This is a genomic window from Pseudomonas phoenicis (assembly GCF_047302395.1).
Classification (GTDB): domain Bacteria; phylum Pseudomonadota; class Gammaproteobacteria; order Pseudomonadales; family Pseudomonadaceae; genus Aquipseudomonas.
On sequence record NZ_CP154852.1, the window covers coordinates 2,630,577 to 2,656,298 of the forward strand.

At 64.9% G+C, this 25,722-nt stretch carries 22 protein-coding genes; 16 read left to right on the top strand and 6 right to left on the bottom strand.

All coding sequences use genetic code 11. The features are described 5' to 3' along the window. Position 1 precedes the first annotated feature (1 nt). The 9 genes from murD (at position 2) to lpxC (ending at position 10,457) form a co-directional block, all read left to right on the top strand. Positions 2-1,348, top strand: coding sequence for a UDP-N-acetylmuramoyl-L-alanine--D-glutamate ligase (murD, locus tag AA0Z93_RS11820; RefSeq protein WP_413048767.1), 1,347 nt, complete (start codon positions 2-4; stop codon positions 1,346-1,348). After that, entirely contained in the window at positions 1,345-2,559 is a 1,215-nt protein-coding gene (gene ftsW / locus AA0Z93_RS11825; RefSeq protein WP_413048766.1) for a putative lipid II flippase FtsW, read from the top strand. Before murD ends, ftsW begins: the two co-directional genes overlap by 4 nt. Further along, positions 2,549-3,628, top strand: a complete 1,080-nt coding sequence (gene murG / locus AA0Z93_RS11830; protein ID WP_413048765.1) for an undecaprenyldiphospho-muramoylpentapeptide beta-N-acetylglucosaminyltransferase — start codon at positions 2,549-2,551, stop codon at positions 3,626-3,628. Before ftsW ends, murG begins: the two co-directional genes overlap by 11 nt. Then, complete coding sequence (murC, locus tag AA0Z93_RS11835) at positions 3,621-5,075, top strand: UDP-N-acetylmuramate--L-alanine ligase (RefSeq protein ID WP_314489122.1); 1,455 nt, start codon at positions 3,621-3,623, stop codon at positions 5,073-5,075. The genes murG and murC overlap by 8 nt, the downstream gene beginning before the upstream one ends. Continuing rightward, positions 5,072-6,028 carry a D-alanine--D-alanine ligase gene (locus AA0Z93_RS11840; RefSeq protein WP_413048764.1) on the top strand — a complete coding sequence of 319 codons (957 nt, stop codon included), beginning with the start codon at positions 5,072-5,074 and terminating at the stop codon, positions 6,026-6,028. Before murC ends, AA0Z93_RS11840 begins: the two co-directional genes overlap by 4 nt. 6 nt (positions 6,029-6,034) lie before the next feature. Next, positions 6,035-6,904 carry a cell division protein FtsQ/DivIB gene (locus tag AA0Z93_RS11845; protein ID WP_296264642.1) on the top strand — a complete coding sequence of 290 codons (870 nt, stop codon included), beginning with the start codon at positions 6,035-6,037 and terminating at the stop codon, positions 6,902-6,904. Between the two features lie 14 nt (positions 6,905-6,918). Then, on the top strand, positions 6,919-8,175 hold the full coding sequence (gene ftsA, locus AA0Z93_RS11850; RefSeq protein WP_296264644.1) for a cell division protein FtsA: 1,257 nt from the start codon (positions 6,919-6,921) through the stop codon (positions 8,173-8,175). A 55-nt stretch (positions 8,176-8,230) separates the two neighbouring features. Continuing rightward, positions 8,231-9,433 (top strand): cell division protein FtsZ, encoded by a 1,203-nt coding sequence (ftsZ, locus tag AA0Z93_RS11855; RefSeq protein WP_413048763.1) that lies wholly within the window; start codon positions 8,231-8,233, stop codon positions 9,431-9,433. 112 nt (positions 9,434-9,545) lie between these two features. Next, positions 9,546-10,457, top strand: a complete 912-nt coding sequence (gene lpxC, locus AA0Z93_RS11860; protein WP_296264647.1) for a UDP-3-O-acyl-N-acetylglucosamine deacetylase — start codon at positions 9,546-9,548, stop codon at positions 10,455-10,457. An 80-nt stretch (positions 10,458-10,537) separates the two neighbouring features. On the opposite strand, the gene AA0Z93_RS11865 is transcribed toward lpxC, so the two are convergent. After that, positions 10,538-10,993, bottom strand: a complete 456-nt coding sequence (locus AA0Z93_RS11865) for a DUF721 domain-containing protein (protein WP_413048762.1) — start codon at positions 10,991-10,993, stop codon at positions 10,538-10,540. Positions 10,994-11,330: 337 nt separating this feature from the next. Between AA0Z93_RS11865 and secA the strand changes: the two genes are divergently transcribed. The 4 genes from secA to AA0Z93_RS11885 all read left to right on the top strand — a co-directional run bounded on the left by secA (position 11,331) and on the right by AA0Z93_RS11885 (position 17,111). Continuing rightward, entirely contained in the window at positions 11,331-14,069 is a 2,739-nt protein-coding gene (gene secA / locus AA0Z93_RS11870; protein WP_413048761.1) for a preprotein translocase subunit SecA, read from the top strand. 141 nt (positions 14,070-14,210) lie between these two features. Further along, a complete protein-coding gene (gene argJ, locus AA0Z93_RS11875) occupies positions 14,211-15,428 on the top strand; it encodes a bifunctional glutamate N-acetyltransferase/amino-acid acetyltransferase ArgJ (protein ID WP_413048760.1) in 1,218 nt (405 codons plus the stop codon). Positions 15,429-15,534: 106 nt separating this feature from the next. Then, positions 15,535-16,167, top strand: coding sequence for a glutathione S-transferase family protein (locus AA0Z93_RS11880; RefSeq protein ID WP_413048759.1), 633 nt, complete (start codon positions 15,535-15,537; stop codon positions 16,165-16,167). Continuing rightward, positions 16,164-17,111, top strand: a complete 948-nt coding sequence (locus AA0Z93_RS11885; RefSeq protein WP_413048758.1) for a Nudix family hydrolase — start codon at positions 16,164-16,166, stop codon at positions 17,109-17,111. The genes AA0Z93_RS11880 and AA0Z93_RS11885 overlap by 4 nt, the downstream gene beginning before the upstream one ends. Positions 17,112-17,157: 46 nt before the next feature. Here the strand turns inward: AA0Z93_RS11885 and AA0Z93_RS11890 are convergent, their stop codons facing one another. Genes AA0Z93_RS11890 through AA0Z93_RS11900 form a run of 3 tightly spaced genes read right to left on the bottom strand, consistent with a single transcriptional unit; the run spans position 17,158 to position 20,705 of the window. Beyond that, complete coding sequence (locus AA0Z93_RS11890) at positions 17,158-17,721, bottom strand: cob(I)yrinic acid a,c-diamide adenosyltransferase (protein ID WP_413048757.1); 564 nt, start codon at positions 17,719-17,721, stop codon at positions 17,158-17,160. A gap of 2 nt (positions 17,722-17,723) precedes the next feature. Beyond that, positions 17,724-19,751, bottom strand: coding sequence for an ATP-binding protein (locus tag AA0Z93_RS11895; RefSeq protein WP_413048756.1), 2,028 nt, complete (start codon positions 19,749-19,751; stop codon positions 17,724-17,726). Positions 19,752-19,787: 36 nt separating this feature from the next. Further along, complete coding sequence (locus tag AA0Z93_RS11900; RefSeq protein ID WP_413048755.1) at positions 19,788-20,705, bottom strand: putative 2-dehydropantoate 2-reductase; 918 nt, start codon at positions 20,703-20,705, stop codon at positions 19,788-19,790. Positions 20,706-20,825: 120 nt separating this feature from the next. Between AA0Z93_RS11900 and AA0Z93_RS11905 the strand changes: the two genes are divergently transcribed. The 3 genes from AA0Z93_RS11905 (at position 20,826) to AA0Z93_RS11915 (ending at position 23,650) form a co-directional block, all read left to right on the top strand. Next, the gene (locus AA0Z93_RS11905) at positions 20,826-21,311 is read left to right on the top strand and encodes a YajQ family cyclic di-GMP-binding protein (protein ID WP_413048754.1); all 486 of its coding nucleotides are present in this window, start codon (positions 20,826-20,828) and stop codon (positions 21,309-21,311) included. Positions 21,312-21,424: 113 nt separating this feature from the next. Next, positions 21,425-22,267: a mechanosensitive ion channel family protein gene (locus AA0Z93_RS11910; protein WP_413048753.1), complete on the top strand. Its 843-nt coding sequence runs from the start codon at positions 21,425-21,427 to the stop codon at positions 22,265-22,267. A gap of 138 nt (positions 22,268-22,405) precedes the next feature. Then, positions 22,406-23,650 carry an MFS transporter gene (locus AA0Z93_RS11915; RefSeq protein ID WP_413048752.1) on the top strand — a complete coding sequence of 415 codons (1,245 nt, stop codon included), beginning with the start codon at positions 22,406-22,408 and terminating at the stop codon, positions 23,648-23,650. 28 nt (positions 23,651-23,678) lie between these two features. On the opposite strand, the gene AA0Z93_RS11920 is transcribed toward AA0Z93_RS11915, so the two are convergent. Together AA0Z93_RS11920 and AA0Z93_RS11925 are read right to left on the bottom strand one after the other, a co-directional pair. Beyond that, positions 23,679-25,226, bottom strand: a complete 1,548-nt coding sequence (locus AA0Z93_RS11920) for an AmpG family muropeptide MFS transporter (RefSeq protein WP_413048751.1) — start codon at positions 25,224-25,226, stop codon at positions 23,679-23,681. A gap of 43 nt (positions 25,227-25,269) precedes the next feature. Beyond that, entirely contained in the window at positions 25,270-25,623 is a 354-nt protein-coding gene (locus AA0Z93_RS11925; RefSeq protein ID WP_413048750.1) for an MGMT family protein, read from the bottom strand. Between the last annotated feature and the right edge of the window lie 99 nt (positions 25,624-25,722).

Here is a 25,722-nt window from a genome sequence, read left to right on the forward strand (position 1 = left end):
CGTGTCATTGATCGCTTCCGACCATTTCCGCATCGTTGTCGGCCTCGGCAAGAGCGGCATGTCCCTGGTTCGCTTCCTGGCGAGCCGGGGCATCGCCTTTGCGGTGGCCGACACCCGCGCGCAGCCTCCGGAGCTGGAAACGCTGCGGCGCGATTTTCCGCAGGTCGAAGTGCGCTGTGGCGAGCTTGACGTCGATTTCCTCTGCCGCGCCGACGAGCTGTATGTGAGCCCGGGCCTGGCCTTGGCCACGCCGGCGTTGCAACAGGCCGCCGCCCGTGGCGTGCGCCTGTCGGGCGACATCGAACTGTTCACCCGGCATGCCAAGGCACCGGTGGTGGCCATCACCGGCTCCAACGCCAAGAGCACGGTCACGACCCTGGTCGGCGACATGGCTCATCAAGCGGGCAAACGCGTGGCGGTGGGCGGCAACCTCGGCACCCCGGCACTCGACCTGCTGGACGATGCGGTAGAGCTGTACGTGCTGGAACTGTCGAGCTTCCAGTTGGAAACCGTCGACCCGCTCAATGCGCAGGTGGCCACGGTGCTGAACATCAGCGAAGACCACATGGACCGCTACAGCGGCCTGCCGGCCTATCACCTGGCCAAGCACCGCATCTTCCGCGGCGCCCGACACGTGGTGGTCAACCGCGACGACGCCTTGAGCCGGCCACTGCCGGTGGAAGGGCGTCCGTCGTCCAGCTTCGGCCTGAGCGTGCCCGACTTCAAAAGCTTCGGCCTGCGCGAGCGCGACGGCGAAAAACACCTGGCCTACGAATTCGAATGCCTGATGCCGGTGCGCGAGTTGAAGGTGCGCGGCGCACATAACCAGAGCAATGCCCTGGCTGCCTTGGCCCTGGGCCATGCCGCAGGGCTGCCGTTCGCACCGATGCTCGACGCGCTGCGCACGTTCACCGGCTTGGCGCACCGCTGCCAGTGGGTGCGCGAACGCAACGGCGTGCAGTGGTACGACGATTCCAAAGCGACCAATGTGGGCGCGGCCCTGGCCGCCATCGAAGGCCTGGGCGCCGACATCGACGGCAAGCTGGTGCTGATCGCCGGTGGCGACGGCAAGGGCGCCGACTTTTCCGCCCTGCGCGCACCGGTCGCACGCCACTGCCGCGCCGTGGTCCTGCTGGGTCGCGATGCCGAGCGCCTGGCGCAGGCATTGGGCGACCAAGTGCCGTCGATCCGTGTGAACAGCCTCGACGAAGCGGTCGAGCGGTGCGCCGAGCAGGCCGAGCCAGGCGACGCCGTGCTGCTGTCGCCAGCCTGCGCGAGCCTCGACATGTTCAAGAACTTCGAAGAGCGGGGGCGTCTGTTCGCCCAGGCCGCAGAGAGGCTGGCATGATCTTTCGCGTCATCAAGCCATACCCGTCGCCGCTGATCAGCGGCCGTGGCATCGATCTGGATTTCGCTTTCCTCGCCGGTTGCCTGGCGCTGCTCGGTCTGGGCCTGGTGATGATCACCTCGGCTTCTTCGGAAGTGGCCGCCGTACAGTCGGGCAACCCGCTGTACCACATGTTCCGCCACCTGGTTTACGTCGCCTTGGGCCTGGTCGCCTGTGGGGTGACCATGCTGGTGCCGATTTCCACCTGGCAGCGCATGGGCTTCATGATGCTGGTCGGCGCGTTCGCCTTGCTGGTGCTGGTACTGGTACCGGGCATCGGCCGTGAGGTGAACGGCTCGATGCGCTGGATCGGCTTCAGCTTCTTCAACGTGCAGCCTTCGGAAATCGCCAAGGTCTTCGTGGTGATCTACCTCGCCGGTTACCTGGTGCGTCGGCAGCAGGAAGTGCGCGAGAGCTGGATGGGCTTCTTCAAACCGTTCATCGTGCTGCTGCCGATGGCCGGCCTGCTGCTGATGGAGCCGGACTTCGGCGCCACCGTAGTGATGATGGGTGCGGCGGCCGCGATGCTGTTCCTCGGCGGGGTGGGGTTGTTCCGCTTCAGCCTGATGGTGGTGCTGGCGGTGATCGCTGTGTTCGTGCTGGTGCAGGCGCAGCCGTACCGGATGGCGCGGCTGATCACCTTCACCGACCCCTGGTCGGACCAGTTCGGCTCCGGCTACCAGTTGACCCAGGCGCTGATCGCCTTCGGCCGTGGCGAATGGCTGGGCGTGGGGCTGGGCAACAGCGTGCAGAAGCAATTCTATCTGCCGGAAGCGCACACCGACTTCGTGTTCTCGGTACTGGCCGAAGAGCTGGGCGTGGTCGGCACTCTGTGCACCGTAGCCCTGTTCGTGTTCGTCACCGTGCGCGCGCTTTACATCGGCCTATGGGCGGAAAAGGCCAAGCAATACTTCGCTGCCTACATGGCTTTCGGGCTGTCGTTTCTGTGGATCGGACAGTTCCTGATCAACATCGGCGTGAACGTTGGCCTGCTGCCGACCAAAGGCCTGACCTTGCCGTTCCTCAGTTACGGGGGCAGTTCGCTGGTGATCTGCTGCGCCTGCGTAGGGCTGTTGCTGCGCATCGAGTGGGAAAGTCGAACTCACCTGGGCAGCGAAGAGCACGAATTCAACGAGAAGGATTTTGCCGAGGAGCCTGCCCATGGCCGCTGACGGCAAGAACATCCTGATCATGGCCGGCGGCACCGGCGGCCACGTGTTTCCGGCCTTGGCCTGCGCGCGCGAGTTCCAGGCCCGCGGTTATACCGTGCACTGGCTCGGCACGCCGCGTGGCATCGAGAACGAGCTGGTGCCGCAGGCCGGCATCGCCTTGCACCTGATCCAGGTCAGCGGGCTGCGCGGCAAGGGCAAACTGTCGCTGCTCAAGGCGCCATTGACGCTGGTCAAGGCCGTGCTGCAAGCCCGGCGCATCATGCGCGAACTGCGGCCGGTGTGCGTTCTGGGCTTTGGCGGCTATGTCACCGGCCCTGGCGGCGTCGCCGCCAAATGGTGCGGAGTACCCTTGATCATCCATGAACAGAACGCCCGGGCCGGTACCGCCAATCGCTTGCTGGTGCCCATGGCTGCGCGGGTCTGCGAGGCCTTCCCGGATACCTTCCCGGCCAGCGACAAGCGCCGCACCACCGGCAATCCGGTGCGTCCCGAACTGTTCCTGCAGGCGCCGCGCGAACCATTGGCCGAGCGTCGCGCGCGCCTGCTGGTGCTCGGCGGTAGCCTGGGCGCGGAACCATTGAACAAATTGCTGCCTAAGGCCCTGTCCGAAGTGCCCGCGAGCGTTCGTCCGGAAGTCTTCCACCAGGCCGGCAAGCAGCATGCCGAGATCACCGACCAGCGCTATCGCGAGGTCGAGGTGCAGGCGCAAGTCGAACCCTTCATCAAGGACATGGCCCATGCCTATGGCTGGGCTGATCTGGTGGTCTGCCGCGCAGGCGCGCTGACCGTGAGCGAACTGGCCGCCGCCGGCTTGCCGGCGCTGTTGGTGCCCTTGCCCCATGCGATCGACGACCACCAGACCCACAACGCCCATTACCTGGCGCAGGACGGCGCGGCCTTCCTGATGCCACAAGCGACCACTGGCGCAGCCCAGCTCGCTGAACGCCTGAACGAGGTGCTGATGCAACCCGAGAAACTCCACACCATGGCCGGCACCGCGCGTCGGCTGGCCAAACCTGCTGCAACCAGCACCGTAGTCGATATCTGCCTGGAGGTGGCCCATGGTTGAACACCAGAAAGCCATGCCCCATCCGAAAATGGGCCGTATCCGCCGCATCCACTTCGTCGGTATCGGCGGCGTGGGCATGTGCGGAATCGCCGAGGTCCTGCTGAATCTGGGTTACCAGGTGTCCGGCTCCGACCTCAAAGCTTCGCCGGTGACCGAACGCCTGCAGTCGTTCGGTGCCGAAATCTTCGTCGGCCATCGTGCCGAGAACGCTGCCAGCGCCGATGTGCTGGTGGTGTCGAGCGCCATCAACCCGGCCAACCCGGAAGTGGCGACCGCGCTGGAGCGGCGCATTCCGGTGGTGCCGCGTGCCGAAATGCTTGCCGAGCTGATGCGCTACCGCCATGGCATTGCGGTGGCCGGCACCCATGGCAAGACCACCACCACCAGCCTGCTGGCCTCGGTGTTCGCCGCAGGCGGCCTGGACCCGACCTTCGTCATCGGCGGTCGCCTGACCGCCGCCGGCACCAACGCCCAGCTCGGCACCAGCCGCTACCTGATCGCCGAAGCCGACGAGAGCGACGCCAGCTTCCTGCACCTGCAACCGATGGTCGCCGTGGTCACCAACATCGACGCCGACCACATGGCGACCTACGAAGGCGACTTCAACAAGCTGAAGAAGACCTTCGTCGAGTTCCTGCACAACCTGCCGTTCTATGGCTTGGCGGTGATGTGCCTGGACGACCCCGTGGTGCGCGAGATCCTGCCTCAGGTCAAGCGCCCGACGGTCACCTACGGCTTCAGCGAAGAAGCCGACATCCGCGCCATCAACGTGCGCCAGCAGGGCATGCAGACCCATTTCACCGTGCTGCGCCGCGACCTCGCTCCGCTGGAAGTCTCGGTCAACATGCCGGGCAACCATAACGTGCTCAACGCCCTGGCCACCATCGCCATCGCCACCGACGAGGGCATCAGCGACGAAGCCATCGTGCAAGGGCTGTCGGGCTTCCAGGGCGTGGGCCGACGCTTCCAGGTATACGGCGAGCTGCCGGTCGAAGGCGGCAGTGTGATGCTGGTCGACGACTACGGCCACCACCCCACCGAAGTCGCCGCCGTGATCAAGGCCGTGCGCGGCGGCTGGCCGAGCCGCCGTCTGGTGATCGTCTACCAGCCGCACCGCTACAGCCGCACCCGTGACCTGTACGACGATTTCGTGCAGGTGCTGGGCGACGCCAACGTGCTGCTGCTGATGGAAGTCTATCCGGCGGGTGAAGAGCCTATTCCCGGTGCCGACAGCCGCCAGCTGTGCCACAGCATCCGCCAGCGCGGCAAGCTCGACCCCATCTACATCGAGCGCGGCGCCGAGCTCGCGCCCCTGGTCAAGCCGTTGCTGCGCGCCGATGACATCCTGATCTGCCAAGGCGCCGGCGACGTCGGCGGCCTGGCACCACAACTGATGAAAAGCCCGCTGTTCGCGGGTGCCAAGACTGCCCAGGAGACATTGAAATGAGCAGCGCCTACGACCGACTGCACGCCACCCTCGACGTCAAGGCCTACGGCCGCGTCGGCGTGTTGTACGGCGGCAAGAGTGCCGAGCGCGAAGTGTCGCTCAAGTCGGGCAACGCCGTGCTCGGTGCCTTGCGCGAAGCTGGTGTCGACGCGGTCGGCATCGATGTCGGCGACGACCTGCTGCAACGCCTGCTGGACGAGAACATCGACCGTGCCTTCATCATCCTGCATGGCCGCGGCGGCGAGGACGGCAGCATGCAGGGCTTGCTGGAGTGCCTGGGCATTCCCTACACCGGCAGCGGCATCCTGGCGTCGGCTCTGGCGATGGACAAGCTGCGCACCAAGCAGGTGTGGCAGAGCCTGGGCATTCCGACCCCGCGCCACGCCGTGTTGGCCAGCGAAAACGACTGTATTCGCGCCGCCACGGAACTGGGCTTCCCGCTTATCGTCAAACCCGCCCATGAAGGTTCAAGTATCGGCATGGCCAAGGTGAACAGCGCGCAAGAGCTGGTCGCCGCTTGGCAGGATGCCGCCCACTACGATTCCCAGGTCCTTGTCGAACAATGGATTCATGGTCCCGAGTTCACTGTCGCGGTATTGCGCGGCCAGGTGCTGCCGCCGATCGCCCTCGGCACGCCCCATGTGTTCTACGACTACGACGCCAAATACGTCGCCAATGACACCCAATACCGTATTCCCTGTGGGCTCGACGCCGCGCGGGAGCAAGAACTGATCGACCTGACCGCACGCGCCTGCGATGCCATCGGCATCGAAGGCTGGGGGCGGTTGGACGTGATGCAGGACGAGCAGGGCCGCTTCTGGCTGCTCGAAGTCAACACCGCACCAGGCATGACCGATCATAGCCTGGTACCCATGGCGGCCCGCGCGGCCGGTCTGGACTTCCAGCAGTTGGTGCTGGCGATCCTGGCCGCCAGCGTCGAGACGCGAGGTTAACGATCCATGCAAGGCGCGATGGTACGTCATCAGCAACCCGCTCCCGGCCGTAGCAAGCCGGTGCCGCGTGGTGCCAGCCGACTGGAGGCCACCGAGCCGATGTCGGCGCGCCTGCCCAAAGCCAACTTCTCGGTGCTCAAGCGTCTGCTGTGGCCCGTGTTGTTGGTCGCGGCCGGGTTCGGTGCGTACGAAGGGGCGATTCGCCTCATGCCGTACGCCGACCGCCCGATTAGCAAGATCGCCGTGCAGGGCGACCTCAGCTACATCAGCCAGCAGGCGGTGCAGCAGCGGATCGCACCCTTCGTCGCGGCCAGCTTCTTCAGCGTCGACCTGGCGGCGATGCGCAGCGAACTCGAAACCATGCCGTGGATCGCCCATGCCGAAGTGCGTCGGGTCTGGCCCGACGAGGTGGTGGTGCGCCTGGAAGAGCAACTGCCGGTGGCCCGCTGGGGCGACGCGGCGCTGCTCAACAACCAGGGGCAGGCCTTCACGCCGCGCGAGCTGTCCAACTACAACCACTTGCCGCAGCTTGCCGGGCCGCAACGTGCCCAGCAGCAAGTGATGCAGCAATACCAGGTCTTGAGCCAGATGCTGCGCCCCCTCGGCTTCTCCATTGCGCGTTTGGAATTGCGCGAGCGGGGCAGTTGGTTCCTGACCACCGGCGGCGGCAGTTCGGGCGCCGGTATCGAACTGCTGCTGGGGCGCGACCATTTGCTCGAGAAGATGCGCCGTTTCATTGCCATATACGACAAGACGCTTAAAGAGCAGATCAACAATATCGCCCGCATTGATCTGCGTTACGCCAACGGCCTGGCCGTGGGCTGGCGGGAACCGATTGCACCGACGACGGCCGACCCCGCCGTTGCGAAGAATTAGAGAGAGGCAGGACCATGGCAAACGCGCATAGCGGCAAAATGATCGTCGGGCTGGACATCGGTACGTCCAAGGTGGTGGCGTTGGTGGGTGAAGTCGCCGCCGACGGCACCCTGGAAATCGTGGGCATCGGCACCCATCCGTCACGCGGCTTGAAAAAAGGCGTGGTGGTCAACATCGAGTCGACGGTGCAGTCGATCCAGCGCGCTGTCGAAGAAGCGCAACTGATGGCCGGCTGCCGCATCCACTCGGCCTTCGTCGGGGTGGCCGGCAACCACATCCGCAGCCTCAACTCCCACGGCATCGTCGCGATCCGCGACCGCGAGGTCAGCACCGCCGACCTGGAGCGGGTGCTGGACGCGGCCCAGGCCGTCGCCATCCCGGCCGACCAGCGCGTGCTGCACACGCTGCCCCAGGACTACGTGATCGACAACCAGGAGGGCGTGCGCGAGCCCTTGGGTATGTCGGGCGTGCGCCTGGAAGCCAAGGTCCACGTGGTGACCTGCGCCGTGAACGCGGCGCAGAACATCGAGAAGTGCGTGCGCCGCTGCGGCTTGGAAATCGACGACATCATCCTCGAGCAACTGGCCTCGGCCTATGCCGTGCTGACCGACGACGAGAAAGAGCTGGGTGTGTGCATCGTCGACATCGGCGGCGGCACCACCGACATCGCCATCTTCACCGAAGGCGCGATTCGCCACACCGCGGTGATTCCGATCGCCGGCGACCAGGTCACCAACGACATCGCCATGGCGCTGCGTACGCCGACCCAGTACGCCGAGGAAATCAAGATCCGTTACGCCTGCGCCCTGGCCAAACTGGCTGGCGCCGGTGAAACCATCAAGGTGCCGAGCGTCGGCGACCGCCCACCGCGCGAGCTGTCGCGCCAGGCGCTGGCCGAAGTGGTGGAGCCGCGTTACGACGAGCTGTTCACCTTGATCCAGGCGGAATTGCGTCGCAGTGGCTACGAAGACCTCATTCCTGCGGGCATCGTCCTCACCGGCGGTACCGCGAAGATGGAAGGCGCCGTCGAACTGGCCGAAGAAATCTTCCACATGCCGGTGCGCCTGGGCGTACCGCACAGCGTTCGAGGTCTGAGCGACGTCGTGCGCAATCCAATCTATTCCACCGGCGTAGGCTTGCTCAGCTACGGTTTGCATAAGCAGACCGACGAGCTGCCGTTGTCCGGCAACAGCAACAACAACAGCTATGGCGATGAACCTAAGGCTCCAGTGCTCGAACGCTTCAAGCGCTGGGTGCAGGGCAACTTCTAAGTTTCAAAGCAGTAGTGGTAGGCGCAACAACTAGAGAACTGTAAGGAGAGGGAAAATGTTCGAGCTCGTAGACAACGTCCCGCAAAGTCCGGTCATCAAGGTGATCGGCGTCGGTGGTGGCGGTGGCAACGCCGTCAACCACATGGTCAAAAGCAGCATCGAAGGCGTCGAATTCATCTGCGCTAACACCGATGCCCAGGCGCTCAAGAGCATTGGTGCGCGTACCATCCTGCAACTGGGTACCGGCGTCACCAAGGGCCTGGGCGCAGGTGCCAACCCGGAGGTCGGCCGTCAGGCCGCACTGGAGGACCGCGAGCGCATCGCCGAGGTGCTGCAGGGCACCAACATGGTCTTCATCACCACCGGCATGGGTGGCGGTACCGGCACGGGTGCTGCGCCGATCATCGCCGAAGTGGCCAAGGAAATGGGCATCCTCACCGTTGCGGTGGTGACCCGTCCGTTCCCCTTCGAGGGTCGCAAGCGCATGCAGATCGCCGACGAAGGCATCCGCATGCTGGCTGAAAGCGTCGACTCGCTGATCACCATTCCCAACGAAAAACTCCTGACCATCCTGGGCAAGGACGCCAGCCTGCTGTCCGCCTTCGCCAAGGCCGACGACGTGCTGGCCGGTGCCGTTCGCGGTATCTCCGACATCATCAAGCGTCCGGGCATGATCAACGTCGACTTCGCCGACGTACGCACCGTGATGGGCGAGATGGGCATGGCGATGATGGGCACCGGCTGCGCCAGCGGTCCGAACCGTGCTCGCGAAGCCACCGAAGCGGCCATCCGCAACCCGCTGCTCGAAGACGTCAACCTGCAGGGCGCCCGCGGCATTCTGGTCAACATCACCGCAGGTCCCGACCTGTCGCTGGGCGAATACTCCGACGTGGGTAGCATCATCGAGGCCTTCGCCTCCGACCATGCCATGGTCAAGGTCGGTACCGTGATCGACCCGGACATGCGCGACGAGCTGCACGTCACCGTCGTGGCCACAGGTCTTGGCGCGCGCATCGAGAAACCGGTCAAGGTGGTCGACAACACCCTGCAAACCGCCCAGGCGGTGTACGAGTCGTCCAATCCGGCAGCGGCCAGCCGCCCGAGCGAGAAAGCGGAAGTCAACTACCGCGATCTGGAGCGCCCGACCGTCATGCGCAACCAGGCGCACGCCGGCACCTCCGCCGCAGCCAAGCTCAACCCTCAGGACGACCTGGATTACCTGGACATTCCAGCCTTCCTGCGCCGTCAGGCCGATTGATGGAATTTATCAGGACTATAGGGGTGATTGGTATTCATCAAAGGTTGGCTCTGGTATTATTTCCAGCCTTTGTTGATACCTGTTCGCAATTAGCGATGAAGCGGCCAATGCCATGATTAGACAACGCACCCTGAAGAACACCATTCGCGCTACCGGCATCGGCCTGCACTCCGGCGAGAAGGTCTACCTGACCCTCAAGCCGGCGCCCGTCGATACTGGCATCGTCTTCCGTCGTGCCGATCTCGACCCTGTGGTCGAAATCGCCGCGCGTGCGGCCAATGTCGGTGAGACCACCATGTCCACCACGCTGGTCAACGGTGACGTCAAAGTCGATACGGTCGAGCACTTGCTGTCCGCCATGGCGGGTTTGGGCATCGATAACGCCTACGTCGAGCTCTCCGCCTCGGAAGTGCCGATCATGGACGGTAGCGCCGGTCCGTTCGTATTCCTGATTCAATCCGCCGGTCTCGAAGAACAGGACGCACCCAAGAAGTTCATCCGTATCCTGCGTGAGGTAACCGTGGAAGAGGGCGACAAGCGCGCCACCTTCCTGCCTTTCGAAGGGTTCAAGGTGAGCTTCGAGATTGATTTCGATCACCCGGTTCTACGTAACCGCACGCAGAGCGCCAGCGTCGATTTCTCAAGCACCTCGTTCGTGAAGGAAGTCAGCCGCGCACGTACTTTCGGTTTCATGCGTGACATCGAATACCTGCGCAAGCACAACCTCGCACTCGGCGGCAGCGTCGACAACGCCATCGTGGTGGATGAGGAAGGCGTGCTCAACGAAGACGGTCTTCGTTACGAAGACGAATTCGTCAAGCACAAGATCCTCGATGCCATCGGCGACCTCTACCTGCTGGGCAACAGCCTGATCGGCGAATTCAAGGGCTACAAGTCCGGCCATTCGCTGAACAACCAGTTGTTGCGCAAACTGATTGCCGAAACAGACGCTTGGGAAGTGGTCGTTTTCGAAGACGCCAGTACGGCGCCTATCTCCTACATGCGCCCTGTTGCAGCGGTGTAAGTTCGAACACTCTCTAGTAGTTCTTGAGGCCACCTTCGGGTGGCCTTTTTATTTGGCCCCAATAACTAGGCAGTGGTCGATCAACCCTTGCGCGGGCCATGTGCGGCCAGGCGTTCGAGCGCTGCCCGCAGTTTGGGGTCGCTGATACCTTCGGCCGAGCCGCGAATGCTGTCGGCCGCATCGCTGGACAGCTCCGGCCCCTGGCCCTGGCGCCTGGCCGGAACCAGTGGCGGCTGTACCTTGAACAGTATCCGGTGCAGATTCGCGAACGCTTCCAGCGCCTGTAACTGGCGCTGCAAGCGTTTTTGCTGATAGCGCAGGCGGGTCGCCCAATGGCCGTCGGTGACGATCAGCAACAGTACGCCGTCGCGCCACGATGCGATGTGGCAATGGGCCCGAGCGGCCGGCTGCAACTGGCTTTCCAGCAGGCGCTGCAGATGCGCGATGCGTTCGGCCTGACTGAGCAGACGGCGCAACGGACGGGCCTGACGCAGTAACACGGCAGGAGGGAGGGCGGGGGAGGGCTTGTAGGCCATGGGCGCATGCCGAAACGGACGAAGGCCGCAGTTTAACAGAGGCGCGCGCGAGTGCTGGGGCGACCTACTTTTGCGCCGTTCGAACGAATAGGTCCCATGTATGCAGAAACATGATCCGAATCAGTGTCCATAGCTTTCATGATTCGTTGCCTTGAACTTGGCAATAATGACCTCATGTTACAAACGCCCCTGCCAAAGCGCTGTGCCAGCATCGTGGACATCGACCACTTTCCTCACCATCGTTTCCGGGTAGAATGCTCGTTCGCATGCGGCCCTCGGCTGCACGGGCGACTCATGGGGCCGCCCTCCATCCCCACGTGTGGAAGATCCTGCCTATATGTTTGCGCCTTTGTTAAAGAAACTTTTTGGAAGCAAGAACGAGCGTGAAGTCAAACGCATGCTCAAGACGGTAAGCACCGTCAATGCCTTCGAAGAGAAAATGGTCGCCCTCTCCGACGAGCAGCTGCGCGCCAAGACCGCAGAGTTCAAAGAGCGCCTGGCCAAAGGCGAGACGCTTGATCAACTGCTGCCCGAAGCCTTTGCCGTAGCCCGTGAAGCCGGCAAACGGGTCATGGGCATGCGCCACTTCGACGTGCAGCTGATCGGCGGCATGACCTTGCACGAAGGCATGATCGCGGAAATGCGCACCGGCGAAGGCAAGACCCTGGTCGGCACCCTGGCCGTGTACCTCAACGCCCTGTCGGGCAAGGGTGTGCACGTGGTCACGGTCAACGACTACCTGGCGACCCGGGACGCCAACTGGATGCGCCCGCTGTACGAATTCCTCGGCCTGTCCGTGGGTATCGTTTCGGCGTTCCAGCCACCCGAGATGAAGCGCGCCGCCTATGCCGCCGACATCACCTACGGCACCAACAACGAATTCGGTTTCGATTACCTGCGCGACAACATGGCGTTCAGCCAGGACGAAAAATTCCAGCGCGAACTCAACTTCGCCGTGATCGACGAAGTCGACTCGATCCTCATCGACGAAGCGCGTACCCCGCTGATCATCTCCGGCCAGGCCGAGGACAGCTCCAAGCTGTACATCGAGATCAACCGCCTGATCCCGACCCTGACCCAGCACATCGAAGAAGTCGAAGGCCAGGTCACCCAGGAAGGCCACTACAGCATCGACGAGAAGACCCGCCAGGTCGAACTCAACGAAGCCGGCCACCAGTTCATCGAAGAAATGCTCACCCAGGCAGGCCTGCTGGCCGAAGGCGAGAGCCTCTACTCGGCGCACAACCTGGGCCTGTTGACCCACGTCTACGCCGGCCTGCGCGCGCACAAGCTGTTCCACCGCAACGTGGAATACATCGTGCAAGACGGCCAAGTCCTGCTGATCGACGAGCACACCGGCCGCACCATGCCGGGCCGCCGCCTCTCCGAAGGCCTGCACCAGGCCATCGAGGCCAAGGAAAACCTGAACATCCAGGCCGAAAGCCAGACCCTGGCCTCGACCACCTTCCAGAACTACTTCCGCCTCTACAACAAGCTGTCCGGCATGACCGGTACCGCCGACACCGAAGCGTTCGAATTCGCCCAGATCTATTCGCTCAACGTGATGGTGATCCCGCCGAACAAGCCGCTGGCGCGCAAGGACTTCAACGACCTGGTCTACCTGACCTCCGAAGAGAAGTACCAGGCGATCATCGCCGACATCCGCGAGAGCATGGCCCAGGGCCGCCCGGTGCTGGTCGGTACCGCCACCATCGAAACCTCCGAGCACATGTCGCGCCTGCTCACCCAGGAAGGCATCGAGCACAAGGTGCTCAACGCCAAGTACCACGAGAAGGAAGCCGAGATCATCGCCCAGGCCGGCCGCCCGGGCGCGCTGACCATCGCCACCAACATGGCCGGTCGCGGTACCGACATCTTGCTGGGTGGCAACTGGGAAGCCGAGGTCGCGGCGCTGGAAGACCCTTCCGCCGAGCAGATCGCGCAGATCAAGGCCGACTGGCAGAAGCGCCATCAGCAAGTCATCGAAACCGGCGGCCTGCACGTCATCGCCTCCGAGCGCCACGAGTCCCGCCGTATCGACAACCAGCTGCGTGGCCGTTCCGGTCGTCAGGGCGACCCGGGTTCGAGCCGCTTCTATCTGTCGCTCGAAGACAGCCTGATGCGCATCTTCGCCTCCGATCGCGTGAAGAATTTCATGAAGGCGCTGGGCATGCAGTCCGGCGAGGCCATCGAGCACCGCATGGTCACCAACGCCATCGAGAAGGCCCAGCGCAAGGTCGAAGGCCGCAACTTCGACATTCGTAAGCAATTGCTCGAATACGACGACGTGGCCAACGAGCAGCGCAAGGTGATCTACCACATGCGCAACAGCCTGCTGGCGGCCGAGAACATCGGCGAGACCATCGTCGCCTTCCGCCAGGAAGTGCTCGACGCCACCATCAGCCAGCACATTCCGCCGCAATCGCTGCCCGAGCAGTGGGACGTGGCCGGTCTGGAAGCCGCGCTGTCCAGCGACTTCGGCATGAAGCTGCCGATCCAGCAGTGGCTCGACGAGGACGACCACCTCTACGAAGAGACCCTGCGCGAGCGACTGCTCAACGAGATCACCACCGCCTACACCGAAAAGGAAGACCAGGCGGGCGAAGACGCCTTGCGCAGCTTCGAGAAGCAGATTCTGCTGCGCGTGCTGGACGACCTGTGGAAAGACCACCTGTCGACCATGGACCACCTGCGCCACGGTATCCACCTGCGCGGCTATGCGCAGAAGAACCCCAAGCAGGAGTACAAGCGCGAGTCGTTCACCCTGTTCCAGGAGCTGCTGGAGTCGATCAAGCGCGACGCCATCCGCGTGCTGTCCCACGTCCAGGTACGCCGCGAAGATCCGGAAGAGGAAGAGGCGCGTCTGCGTCGCGACGCCGAAGAACTGGCCAGCCGCATGCAGTTCGAGCATGCGCCGGCGCCAGGTCTGGACGTCGACCCTGAAGCGGTGGAAGCGCCGACTGCGGTGGTTGCAGCCGCAGAACCTGTGCGCAACGACCAGAAGCTGGGCCGTAACGAGCTGTGCTGGTGTGGTTCGGGCAAGAAGTTCAAGCATTGCCACGGCCAGATCGAGTGATACGGGCCCCACGGGCCAGGCGGTCAGCCTGGCCTGAATACCGATACACCCGGGGCCGCTCAGCGGCCCTGGTCATTTTCCAAGCGGCTGCGCCAGTGACGGCGTGCCGATACCCCCACTGTTTTGTCTAGGAGCGCTTACATGGCTGTCGGTCTTGGTCCTCTGCCCACCTTGCACCCGGTTCCGGGTTTCGAACTCGGTATCGCCTCGGCGGGCATCAAGCGTCCCGGACGCAAGGATGTGGTGGTGATGCGCTGCGCCGAAGGCTCCAGCGTGGCGGGCGTGTTCACCCTCAATGCATTCTGCGCGGCCCCGGTGATCCTCTGCCGTCAGCGCGTGCAAGGCCCGGTCCGCTACCTGTTGACCAACACCGGTAACGCCAACGCCGGCACCGGCGCCCCAGGCCTGGCGGCGGCCGAGCGCACCTGCGCCAAGCTCGCCGAACTGACCGGTGTCGAGGCAAGCGCCGTGCTGCCGTTCTCCACTGGCGTGATCGGCGAGCCGCTGCCCGTGGAGAAGATCGAAGGCGCCCTGCAAGCGGCCCTCGACGACCTGCGCGAAGACAACTGGGCCACCGCCGCGACCGGCATCATGACCACCGACACCCTGCCAAAAGGTGCCAGCCGGCAGTTCCAGTTCGACGGCCAGACCGTCACCGTCACCGGCATCAGCAAAGGCGCGGGGATGATCCGCCCGAACATGGCGACCATGCTCGGCTACATCGCCACCGACGCCAAGGTCGCCCCGGCGGTGCTCAAGGACCTGATCCTCGACGGCGCCAACAAATCGTTCAACCGCATCACCATCGACGGCGACACTTCGACCAACGACTGCTGCATGCTGATCGCCACCGGCAAGGCCGACGTGCCGGAAGTCACCCAGGCCTCGGGCGAGCTGTTCGAAGCGCTCAAGGCCGCCGTGTTCGAGGTGTGCATGGAGGTCGCCCAGGCCATCGTGCGCGATGGTGAGGGCGCTACCAAGTTCGTCACCGTGCAGGTCAACGGGGGCGGCAATCACCAGGAATGCCTGGACGTCGGTTACGCCGTGGCGCATTCGCCGCTGATCAAGACCGCGCTGTTCGCCTCCGACCCCAACTGGGGGCGCATCCTCGCCGCCGTGGGCCGTGCCGGGGTGCCGGATCTGGACGTCAGCCTGATCGACGTCTACCTGGGCGAGGTGTGCATCGCCAGCCAAGGCGGTCGCAGCGCCAGCTATACCGAGGAGCAGGGTTCGGCAGTGATGGCCGAGGCGGAAATCACCATCCGCATCGAGTTGGGCCGCGGCGCGTGCAGCGAGACCATCTGGACCACCGACCTGTCCCACGAATACGTCAAGATCAACGCCGAATACCGCACCTGATCGCCTCTGCCCGGCGCCGGTCTAGCCCCGGCGGCCGCGGCCCCTTGCGCCATCGACGGCGTTTCTGTGCCCGTCGATGGCGACCTCGTACCGCCTGGAGTCCACCATGAGCTATCACCTGATCATCGGCGACAAGCGCTACTCCTCCTGGTCGCTGCGCGCCGCCTTGGCGCTGGACCTGACCGGGGCTCCCTACGAACAGACCCTGGTCAAGCTCAAGCAGCCCGACACCCGTGCGCACCTGCTGCAGCACTCGACCACTGGCAAGGTGCCGGTGCTCAAGACCGAGCATGGCTCCATCGCCGACTCCCTGGCCATCGCCGAGTACCTCGCCGAACGGCATCCCCCTGCGCAGCTGTGGCCGCAGGCCATCGCCGCGCGCGCCAAGGCCCGTGCCGCCTGCGCCGAGATGCATAGCGGCTTCGCCGAGCTGCGTACCGCCATGCCTTTCGATGTCACACGCGATCGGGCGCTGGAACCGATGCCTGCGCAGGTACGGGCCGACATCGAACGCATCGTCGCCCTCTGGGCCGAATGCCGGGCGGCCTGCACCACACCAGGCCCGTTCCTGTTCGGCGCGCCAGGCATCGTCGATGCCTTCTTCGCGCCGGTCGCCGTGCGTTTGCGCACCTATCGCGTCCAGGTGCCGGCGCAGGCAGCGGCCTATATCGAGGCCATCTACGCCTGGCCGGCGTTCCAGGCCTGGCGCCAGGCCGGCCTGGCCGAGGCACAGGCATGAGCCGGGTGCATGTGGTGGCTGCCGTGATCCGGCGGGCCGATGGCCAGGTGCTGTTGGCCCAGCGCGGCGCCAGTCAGCATCAGGGCGGATTGTGGGAGTTCCCCGGCGGCAAGGTCGAGGCGGGGGAGGCGGTCGAGGGGGCGCTGGCGCGTGAGCTGCGCGAGGAGTTGGGCATCGAGGTCAGCGCCTCGCGACCCTTGATCACCGTCAGCCATGACTATCCCGACAAGCAGGTGCTGCTGGAGGTGCGCGAAGTCAGCGCATTCGCCGGCGAACCCCAGGGTGTCGAAGGTCAGCCACTGGCCTGGGTCGCTCCTCGGGATCTGCCCGGCTACGCATTTCCCCAGGCCAACCGGCCGATCGTGGCGGCGGCGCGGTTGCCGGACCAGTACCTGATCACCCCCGACGACCAGGATCCTGGCCAATTGCTGCGCGGCATCCGCCAGGCCGTCGCCAATGGCATCGGCCTGATCCAGTTGCGCGCGCCCGACGGCTACGACCCCAAGTACCGCGACATCGCCGTGGATGCCGTGGGCCTGTGCGCCGGCAAGGCGCAGCTGATGCTCAAAGGGCCGCTGGAGTGGTTGGGCGACTTCCCGGCAGCGGGCTGGCACCTGACCGCCGCGCAGTTGCGCAAGTACGCGGCCAAGGGCCGGCCATTCCCCACTTCACGCTGGTTGGCCGCCTCCTGCCACGATGCCGAGGAGCTGGCATTGGCCGAACGGATGGGCGTGGATTTCGTCACTCTGTCGCCGGTGCAGGCCACTCAGACCCACCCCGAGGCGACGCCCTTGGGGTGGGAGCAGGTGCAGGATTTGATCGCCGGGTTCAACCAGCCGGTGTTCGTGTTGGGCGGCGTCGGACCGCAGCAGCGCGAACAGGCCTGGCAGGCGGGCGCGCAAGGTGTAGCGGGGATTCGGGCGTTCTGGCCGCACGTCGAGTGATGGGGCGGCGAAGGGCGGCCGGTGCCAAAGCGCCGGCCCGCCCTCCTTACACGGGCCGCTTGGCCGCTTCCCAGAGCACTTCGGCAACCCCCTGACGGCGGCCGATGATGCGCGAGGCGACGAACAGCAGGTCCGACAGTCGGTTCAGGTAGGCCAGGCCGACGGCGCCCAGTGGCTCCACCGCGTTCAGCTGTTGGCAACGGCGCTCGGCCGTGCGCGCCTGGCTGCGGCACACATGGGCCTGGGCGATCAGCGCCGAACCGCTGGGCAGAATGAAGTTCTCCAACGGCCCCAGCTCTTCGTTCCACACATCGATGGCCCCTTCCAAGCGCTCCACTTCGAGAAGGGTAAGCGCCTGGTAGCTGGGCATCGCCAGCTCGCCGCCCAAGTCGAACAACCGATGCTGACACGGCGCCAGCACCTCGCTCACTTCCGTCAGCCCTTGCTCGGCAAGCCCCGCCAACAACAGACCCAAGTGGCTGTTGAGCGTGTCCACTTCGCCGATGGCCTCGACCCGCGGGTGGTCCTTGGGCACCCGGCGCCCGTCGCCAAGGCCGGTTTCGCCTTGGTCGCCGGTGCGTGTGTAGATCTTCGAAAGGCGATAGCCCATGGTCATGACTCCGTGGCGGGGGACGGACTGGCCGTCGGGTTCAAGGGCAAGCGCAAGGTGAAGCAGGTGCCGTGGCCGAAGCCCGACTGCACCTCCATCTGGCCCTTGTGGTTGTTGGTGATGATGAAGTACGACACCGACAGCCCGAGGCCAGTGCCCTGGCCGATGTCCTTGGTGGTGAAGAAGGGTTCGAAGATGCGTTTACGCACGTTATCGGCCATGCCGGTGCCGTTGTCCTCGACTTGGATCTCCGCCCAGGGCGGGCTCATCCGCGTGCGGATGCTGATGCGGCCCGCTTCGCTTGGCTGGGCGCGCTGGTGAATGGATTGCGCGGCGTTCTTCAGCAGGTTCAGCAGCACCTGTTCCAGTTCGTTGGCGATGACCGGCACCGGCCCCAATGCAGGGTCAAACTCGCGCAGGATGGCCTGGCCCTTGAAGTCGAAGCCCACGCTCAGATCGAAGTCGTTGCCGGCGATGTCCACGGCCTGGTCGATCAATGCCGGCAGGTCGCACGGCACCAACTGGCGGCTGCTCAAACGGCTGAAACTGAGCATGTGGGTGACGATCTTCGCTGCACGCGTGCCGGCCTGCTGGATGCCGTCGAGCAAGTGCGGCACCTGGCGTTCGTGCAGGTAGCGGTCGACCGCGGCCAGGTCGACGGCCAACGCCTGGGCGGTTTCCTGATTGCGCGGCAGGTCCGTCGACAGGCGCCTGCGCAGGTTCTGCACGTTATGCAGGATGGCGCCCAGGGGGTTGTTGATCTCGTGGGCCATGCCTGCGGCCAGGCCGCCCACCGAGAGCATCTTCTCGGACTGCACCATCATTTCTTCCAGCGAGAGGCGCTGGGTGATGTCGTCGATACGGATCACCACACCGCGGCCGCCGCCGCCGGTCAGCGGATAGAAGGTCAGGGCGTAGTGTCGGGGGCTGTCGCCATGGTTCCAGGTGACCCGTTCCACCTCGGCCACGCGGTGCTTCTCGACGCTGTCCTTGAGCTGCGGCAGGAACGGTTTGAGCGGTGCGAACGCAAGGAAGATCGGCTGGTTCAACGCCTCGCCCAAGGGCGTGCCGGAGAGCGCCGTGGCGGCCTGGTTCCACTGCGTGACGTACAGCTCTTCGTCCAGGGCGATCAGCGCCGAGGGCATGGAGTCGATGATGCTGTTGAGGTAGTTCTGAAAGCCGGTGAGCTTTTTCTCGATCTTGCCACGCACCTGGGCTTCCAGCTCAAGCTTGCGGTTGGTGTGGCGGGTTTGCTCGGCCAGGCCCTGGGCCTGGTCGAAGGCGGACTGGAATTCGTCGCGGGCGCGCTTGAGCTGCTGCTCGCGCGCTTCGATGCGCGACAGCATGGTGTTGAAGGCGTCGGCCAGGCTGCCGATTTCGTCGTCGTTGCCGCGCTGGGCGCGCAGCGCGTAGCTTTCTTCGCGGGTCACCTGGCGGCTGAGCTCTTCGAGCTGGTTGATCGGCCGGGTGATCAGACGCTTGATCTGCCGCGCCACCAACAACCACAGCAGGCAACCCAGCACCAGAATCGCCAGGCTGGCGGTAAGGGTGCCGGTGTAGAAGGCACTGGGCAGTTCGCTGCTGGCCACCAGCAGCAAATGCGCAGGGGGGCTGCCGGGGCGCGGGAGGGTGATCACCTGGGTGCTGCGAAACTCCCTTAGGCGCCAAGCATCGATGTTGCGAAAGCGCTGGGGCAGGGCCAGCGGCTGGTCGCGCTGCAACTGCGCCAGTTGCCGACCGTCGCTGCCGTACACGGCGGCCGCGTGCAGCGGTGAGTAGCTTTCCAGGGCGTTGAGCAACCGTTCGGCCTGTTCGCTGGAATCGCCCGCGCGGGCTGCCAGCGCCGGATTGTTCGCCAGCCGGCCGATGGTCTGTAGCGCTTGCGGGGCCATGCTTTCCTGGGTGATCCAGTAGGCGGCGCTGATGAAGGTCAGGTTGGCGACCACCAGGATGGTGACCAGCAGCACCAGCAGGGCAGCGAAGAGTTTCTGCCCGACCGGCAGGTTGTCCAGGCGATGGCGCAGGTTCATGGGCGCACGTGTTTCCTGTCGATTGAAGGGGCGCGGTCAGACGCTGGGCAGGCCGCGCGCTTGCAGGCTATCGACCAGGCGCTGGCGCAGGTGTTCAAGGCGTGGCACGGGCAACTGGTGGCGCGTCGCGCAGCGGCAGGCATGGCCGAGCAGGTAATGGATCTCGGTGCGGCGCCCGGCACGCACGTCCTGGTACATCGAGGAGTAGTTAGCGGCGGTGGCGAGGATCACCCGCTGCACATCTTCGGCCAGGCCCTGCGCGGCGTCCGGCTGGCCACAGCGTTGCAGCAGCAGCGACAGCTCGGCGCACAGGCCTTCGATTTCATCGAGATGGCCCAGCAGGCCACCGTTGCGGCAACCGTGCAGCACGGTCAGCGGGTTGATCGCACAATTGAGCGCCAGCTTGCGCCACAGGCGGGTGAGGATGTCGACCGTCCATTGCGCGGGAATGCCGGCATCGTCCAGGTCGCCCAGCCATGTCGGTGGCATCGTCTGCAACGGATCGCCCAGCCAGGTGAAACCCTGGCCGGCGAAGCGCACCGCGAACGGCGCCTCGAGAAAGGCGCCTTCGGTGCTGGAGGCGAAGATGCAGCGTGCATGGGGCGCCTGTTCGGCGACTTCGTCCTGGCTGCCCAGGCCGTTCTGCAACAGGATCAGCTCGGCATCGGGTGCAAGCCTTGGCAGCAAAGCGGCGATGGCCGGCGCGGCATCGTAGGCCTTGCAGGCCAGCAGCAGGCGGTGGATCGGCGTATCCGCGCTGGCCGTCTGCGCGGGGACGGCGTAGTGGCTGCAGTGTTCCTGCTCGTGCAACGTCAGGCCGCCGGCGGTCCGGTAGGCGTCCAGCGCAAGCCGGTCGCGCAGGATCAAGTGCACCGCCTTGCCCGCGCGCGCCAGGCGGCAGGCCCACAGGCTGCCGAGGCTACCGGCGCCGAGAATATGCCAGCTGCTGCTCATCTGCGTTTCGCAACCCGTTATAATGGACGCGCATTTTAACCCTCAAAACACCCGCGCTCCACCGCCTGGCCGTTGGCCGAAGGCGTGTCGGGCGCGCCGTTCATTTATGGAGAGTAACCCATGCCTTCGTTCGACGTGGTATCGGAACTGGACAAGCACGAAGTGCAGAACGCGGTCGAAAACGCCATCAAGGAGCTCGACCGCCGCTATGACCTCAAGGGCAAAGGCAGCTTCGAGTTCAAGGACAAGGAAAAGACCGTCGCCCTCACCGCCGAGGCCGAGTTCCAGCTCGAAGCGATGATCGAGATCCTGCGTCTGGCCTTGGTCAAGCGCAAGCTCGACGTCAAATGCCTGGAGGTCAAAGACGCCTATCCCTCGGGCAAGGAGATGAAACAGGAAGCGGTGTTCCGCGAGGGCATCGACAAGGACCTGGCCAAGAAGATCGTCGCCGAGATCAAGGACGCCAAGCTCAAGGTGCAGGCCGCCATCCAGGGCGAGCAGGTGCGCGTCACCGGCAAGAAGCGCGACGACCTGCAGGAAGCCATCGCTCTGCTGCGCACCAAGGAATTCGACATGCCCTTGCAGTTCAACAACTTCCGTGACTGATTCGAGCGCGCCAGGAACCTCCCTGGCGCTGGCAGGGTCCACCCCTCCCGTGTCCGCTGCCAGCCGGCGGCCGGTTTCAACGTGTACATGCCGCTCGGCATCAGGAGATAAACATGGATTTGAACGCTGAAGTCGATCAGCTGGTTCACCAAACGCAAACCTGGATTCCCTTGATCCTGCAGTACGGCAGCCGTCTGCTGCTGGCGCTGCTGACCCTGGCCATCGGCTGGTGGATCATCAACCGCCTCAGCGCGCGCCTGGGCAAATTGGTGGGGCTGCGCCACTCCGACGCGGCCTTGCAGGGCTTCATCGCCACGTTGGCCAACATCGTGCTGAAGATCCTGCTGATGGTCAGCGTGGCTTCGATGATCGGCATCGAAACCACCTCCTTCGTCGCCGCCATCGGTGCTGCCGGTCTGGCCATCGGCCTGGCCCTGCAGGGCAGCCTGGCCAACTTCGCCGGCGGGGTGCTGATCCTGCTGTTCCGTCCGTTCCGCATCGGCGACTGGATCGAGGCGCAAAGCGTCAGCGGTACGGTCGACAGCATCCAGATCTTCCACACCGTGCTGCGCACCGGCGACAACAAGACGGTGATCGTGCCCAACGGCAGCCTGTCCAACGGCATCATCACCAACTACAACCGCCAGCCGACCCGCCAGGTGGTGTTCAACGTCGGCGTGGACTACGACGCCGACCTGCAGAAGGCTCGCCAGGTGCTGCTGGACCTTGCCAAGGACCCACGCGTACTGCCCGATCCAGCCCCTGCAGCGGTGGTGTCGGAGCTGGGCGACAGCTCGATCACCGTGTCGCTGCGCGTTTGGGTGAAGACGCCGGACTACTGGAGTCTGATGTTCATGCTCAACGAGCAGACCCGCGACCGCTTGCGTGCCGAGGGCATCGACATTCCGTTCCCACAGCGGGTGATCCGCGTGGTGCAGGAAGCACCGGCACAGTAAACCCTGCCGGGCCGTACAACCTGTGGGAGCCTCGTGAGGGGCTCCCACAGGCGTTTCTGTCTTTACATTTGTTCACAGCGCCATTGCCGGCGTTGTGGCATACAGCCTGCCCTCATACCCTCCTGCCGACGTCGCCCCATGAAACCACTGCTGCACATCACTCCGGTCCGCGCGCTGCTGTTCGGGCTCACCCTGGCCTTGTTCGAACTGCTGACCTATCTGGCCAGCGATGCGGTCATGCCGGCCATGCCCAACGTGGTCGCCGACCTCAAGGCCAGCCCCGAGTACATTCCCCACGCGCTCAACCTGTACCTGCTGGGCGGGGTGCTGTTGCAGTGGTTGATCGGTCCGCTGGCCGACCGCTACGGGCGGCGTCCTCTGCTGCTGACCGGTTGCCTGCTGTTCGGCGCCGCGTGCCTGGGCACCTATTGGGCGCACGACATCACCCTGTTCAACCTGCTACGCCTGTTGCAGGGAGTGGGTCTGGGCTTCGTCGTCACGGTCAGCTACCCGGCATTGAACGAGGCCTTCAGCGAGGCCGACGCCGTGCGCATGATGGCGTTGCTGGCCAACATCGCCTTGCTCTCGCCGCTGCTCGGGCCCTTGGTCGGCACCTTGATGCTGCAATGGCTCGACTGGCGCTGGCTGTTCGTGGCTTTCGCGGTGGGTGCGGTGCTGACCTGGGTGCTGTTGTACCGTCTGATGCCGGAAACCCTGGGCGTGGAGCGTCGCGACGGGTCGCGCTTGCCGTTCACGCCGATCGAGCTGTTACCGCTCTTGCGCGGTTACGGGCAACTGCTCGGCAATCGCCGCTTCGTCGCCGGCAGCACGGCGCTGGGGCTGGTGGGCCTGCCGTTGATCGCCTGGATCGGCCTGTCGCCGGTGCTCTTGATCCACGACGAAGGCTTGAGCGCGATGGCCTATGCGCTGTGGCAACTGCCGGTGTTCGCCGGGCTGATCCTGGGCAACCTGATCATCAACCGCATCGCCGACCGCTACCCGCTGACGACCCTGCTGCGCGGCGCGCTGCTGCCTTATATGGCCGGTTTGGCGGTACTGGTACTGGCGACCTGGCTGTGGCCTTCGGTACTGAGCGTGGTGCTGGGCCTGTCGCTGTACGCGGCGGGTTTGGGCATTGCCAACGCGGTGCTGTACCGCTTGACGCTGTTCTCCAGCCTGCAGAGCAAAGGTCTGGTGTCGGCCATGCTCGGCATGATCACCATCGCGTTGCTGGGCCTGGGTGGCGCGTTGCTGGCGGTGCTCGGCGCCGGCGCCAGCCTGTTGAGCTTCGCCGTGGCGGCCGGCACGGCGGGCGCGTTGGCGCTGTGGCCGCTGTGGTCGATCGTCGGCGCGCGTTCGGTACGGCAGATACCCGCAGCGTAGGGCAGGGGAGCGGTCGCTCCCCGTGCTGTCAGGACTTTTCCGATGGTGGCTCGGCCGCCGCGCCCAAGGCGCCCGTCCGCGATTGCTGACGCCATTGCAGGGCGATCAGGATCAAGGTCGGCACGCCCAGCAGGGCTGTGATCATGAAGAAGTTGTGGTAGCCGAACTTCTCCACCATGACCCCGGAGTAACCGCCGATCAGACGCGGCAACAGCAGCATGATCGAGCTGAGCAGGGCGTACTGGGTGGCCGAGAACTTGAGGTTGGTCAGGCTCGACAGATAGGCGACGAAGGCCGAGGTGGCCAGGCCCGAGCTCAGGTTGTCCAGCGAGATGGTCAGGATCAGCATCTGCAGGTTCGGGCCCATGTCGGCGAGCATGACGAACAGCACGTTGGTCGCCGCCGAGCTGACCCCACCGATGAACAGAATCGGCAGAATGCCGAAGCGCACGATCAGCAAACCACCCACACCGGCGCCGAGCAGGGTCATGATCAGGCCGAAGATCTTGCTGACACTGGCGATCTGGTCCTTGGTGAAGCCCTGGTCGATGTAGAAGACGTTGGCCATCACGCCCATCACCGTATCGGACATGCGGTAGGTGGCGATCAGCCCGAGCAGCAGCAACGCCTGCCAGCGATAGCGCTGGATGAAGTCGTTGACCGGCGTGAGCACCGGCGCCAAGCCGCGCCGGCCCATGGACGACAGACACGCCCAGGTCAGCAGCACATAGAGGACCAGACGCATGAAGGCGCGGTCGTCACGCGCCAGGTCGAGCATGGAGGCATCGCCGAACACCACGCTGGCCCAGTCGGTGTTGAACATCTGGGTGAAGCTCGCCGGCACCGAGACCAGCAGGATGATCAGCACGAACACCGAAGCCAACTGGTGGCCGAGACCATAGCGCGCGGCGGACAACTGGGTGCGCAGCGGCACCGGTGGCTCGCGCATGATCAACGTGGTGAACACCGCCGGCAGCATGATCACGCCGAACAGCACGTAGGTGCCGGTCCAGGCCTTGTGCAGGTAGCTGAAGCCGGTCGAGCCGAACCATTCGGCGAAGAACAGCGCGCCAGCGGTCGCCAGCAGGGCCGCCACACGGTAGCCGGCCATGTAGCTGGCGGCCAGGGCGGCCTGGCGCTGGTCGTCGGCGATCTCCAGGCGGTAGGCGTCGACGGCGATGTCTTGCGTGGCCGAGGCGAAGGCGACCAGCACCGCCAGCGCGATCAGCCAGGACAGGTGCTGTTGCGGATCGCACAGGCCCATACCGATCAGCCCCAGCACGACCAGGGTCTGCGACAGCAGCAGCCACGAGCGGCGCCGGCCCATGCCGCCAAGCAGCGGCAAGCGCCATTGGTCGAGCAGGGGCGACCAGACCCATTTGAAGGCGTAGGCCAGGCCGATGAGGCTGGCATAGCCGATGGTCTCGCGGGCGACCCCGGCTTCGCGCAGCCACACCGACAGGGTCGAGAACACCAGCATGTAGGGCAAACCGGCGGCGAAGCCGAGCAGCAGAAGCACCAAGGTCGAGGGGCTGGCGTAGGCAGCGAGCGCAGCGCGCCAGGTTTTACGGGACATCGGCCACTATCTGCCTCAAGGTTGCATGAACAAAACGCGCACTCTACCCGCTGTGCTCTACCGGGCGCCAGCCATGTCGGGCCATATCCACACGATCGGCATCGATTCGCACGCCCTCGGCGCGCAGCCTGGCGCGTTGCTCTTCCCCGGAAGGCGTACCGCCGGCCAGGCTCAAGCGGCCATTGGCGGCCACTACCCGATGCCAGGGCAGGCGACTGCCCTCGGGCAATTGGCTCAAGGTTCTGCCGACCCAGCGGGCCGCGCGGCCCAGCCCGGCCAGTTCGGCCAGTTGTCCATAGCTGACCACCTTGCCTGCCGGCACGCTGCCCAGAACGCCATAGAGCGCCGTTCGTCGGGCTTGGGCGCTCGATGGGTCGGGTATGGACGGGTCGCTCATCGTGGTAGCCCTTCAAGCATGGGAACACTCCGAATGAATGGATTCAAATGAGAACGGAACTCAACACCGAGAAGGGTGTCTGTGCTTGCTCTGACCGTG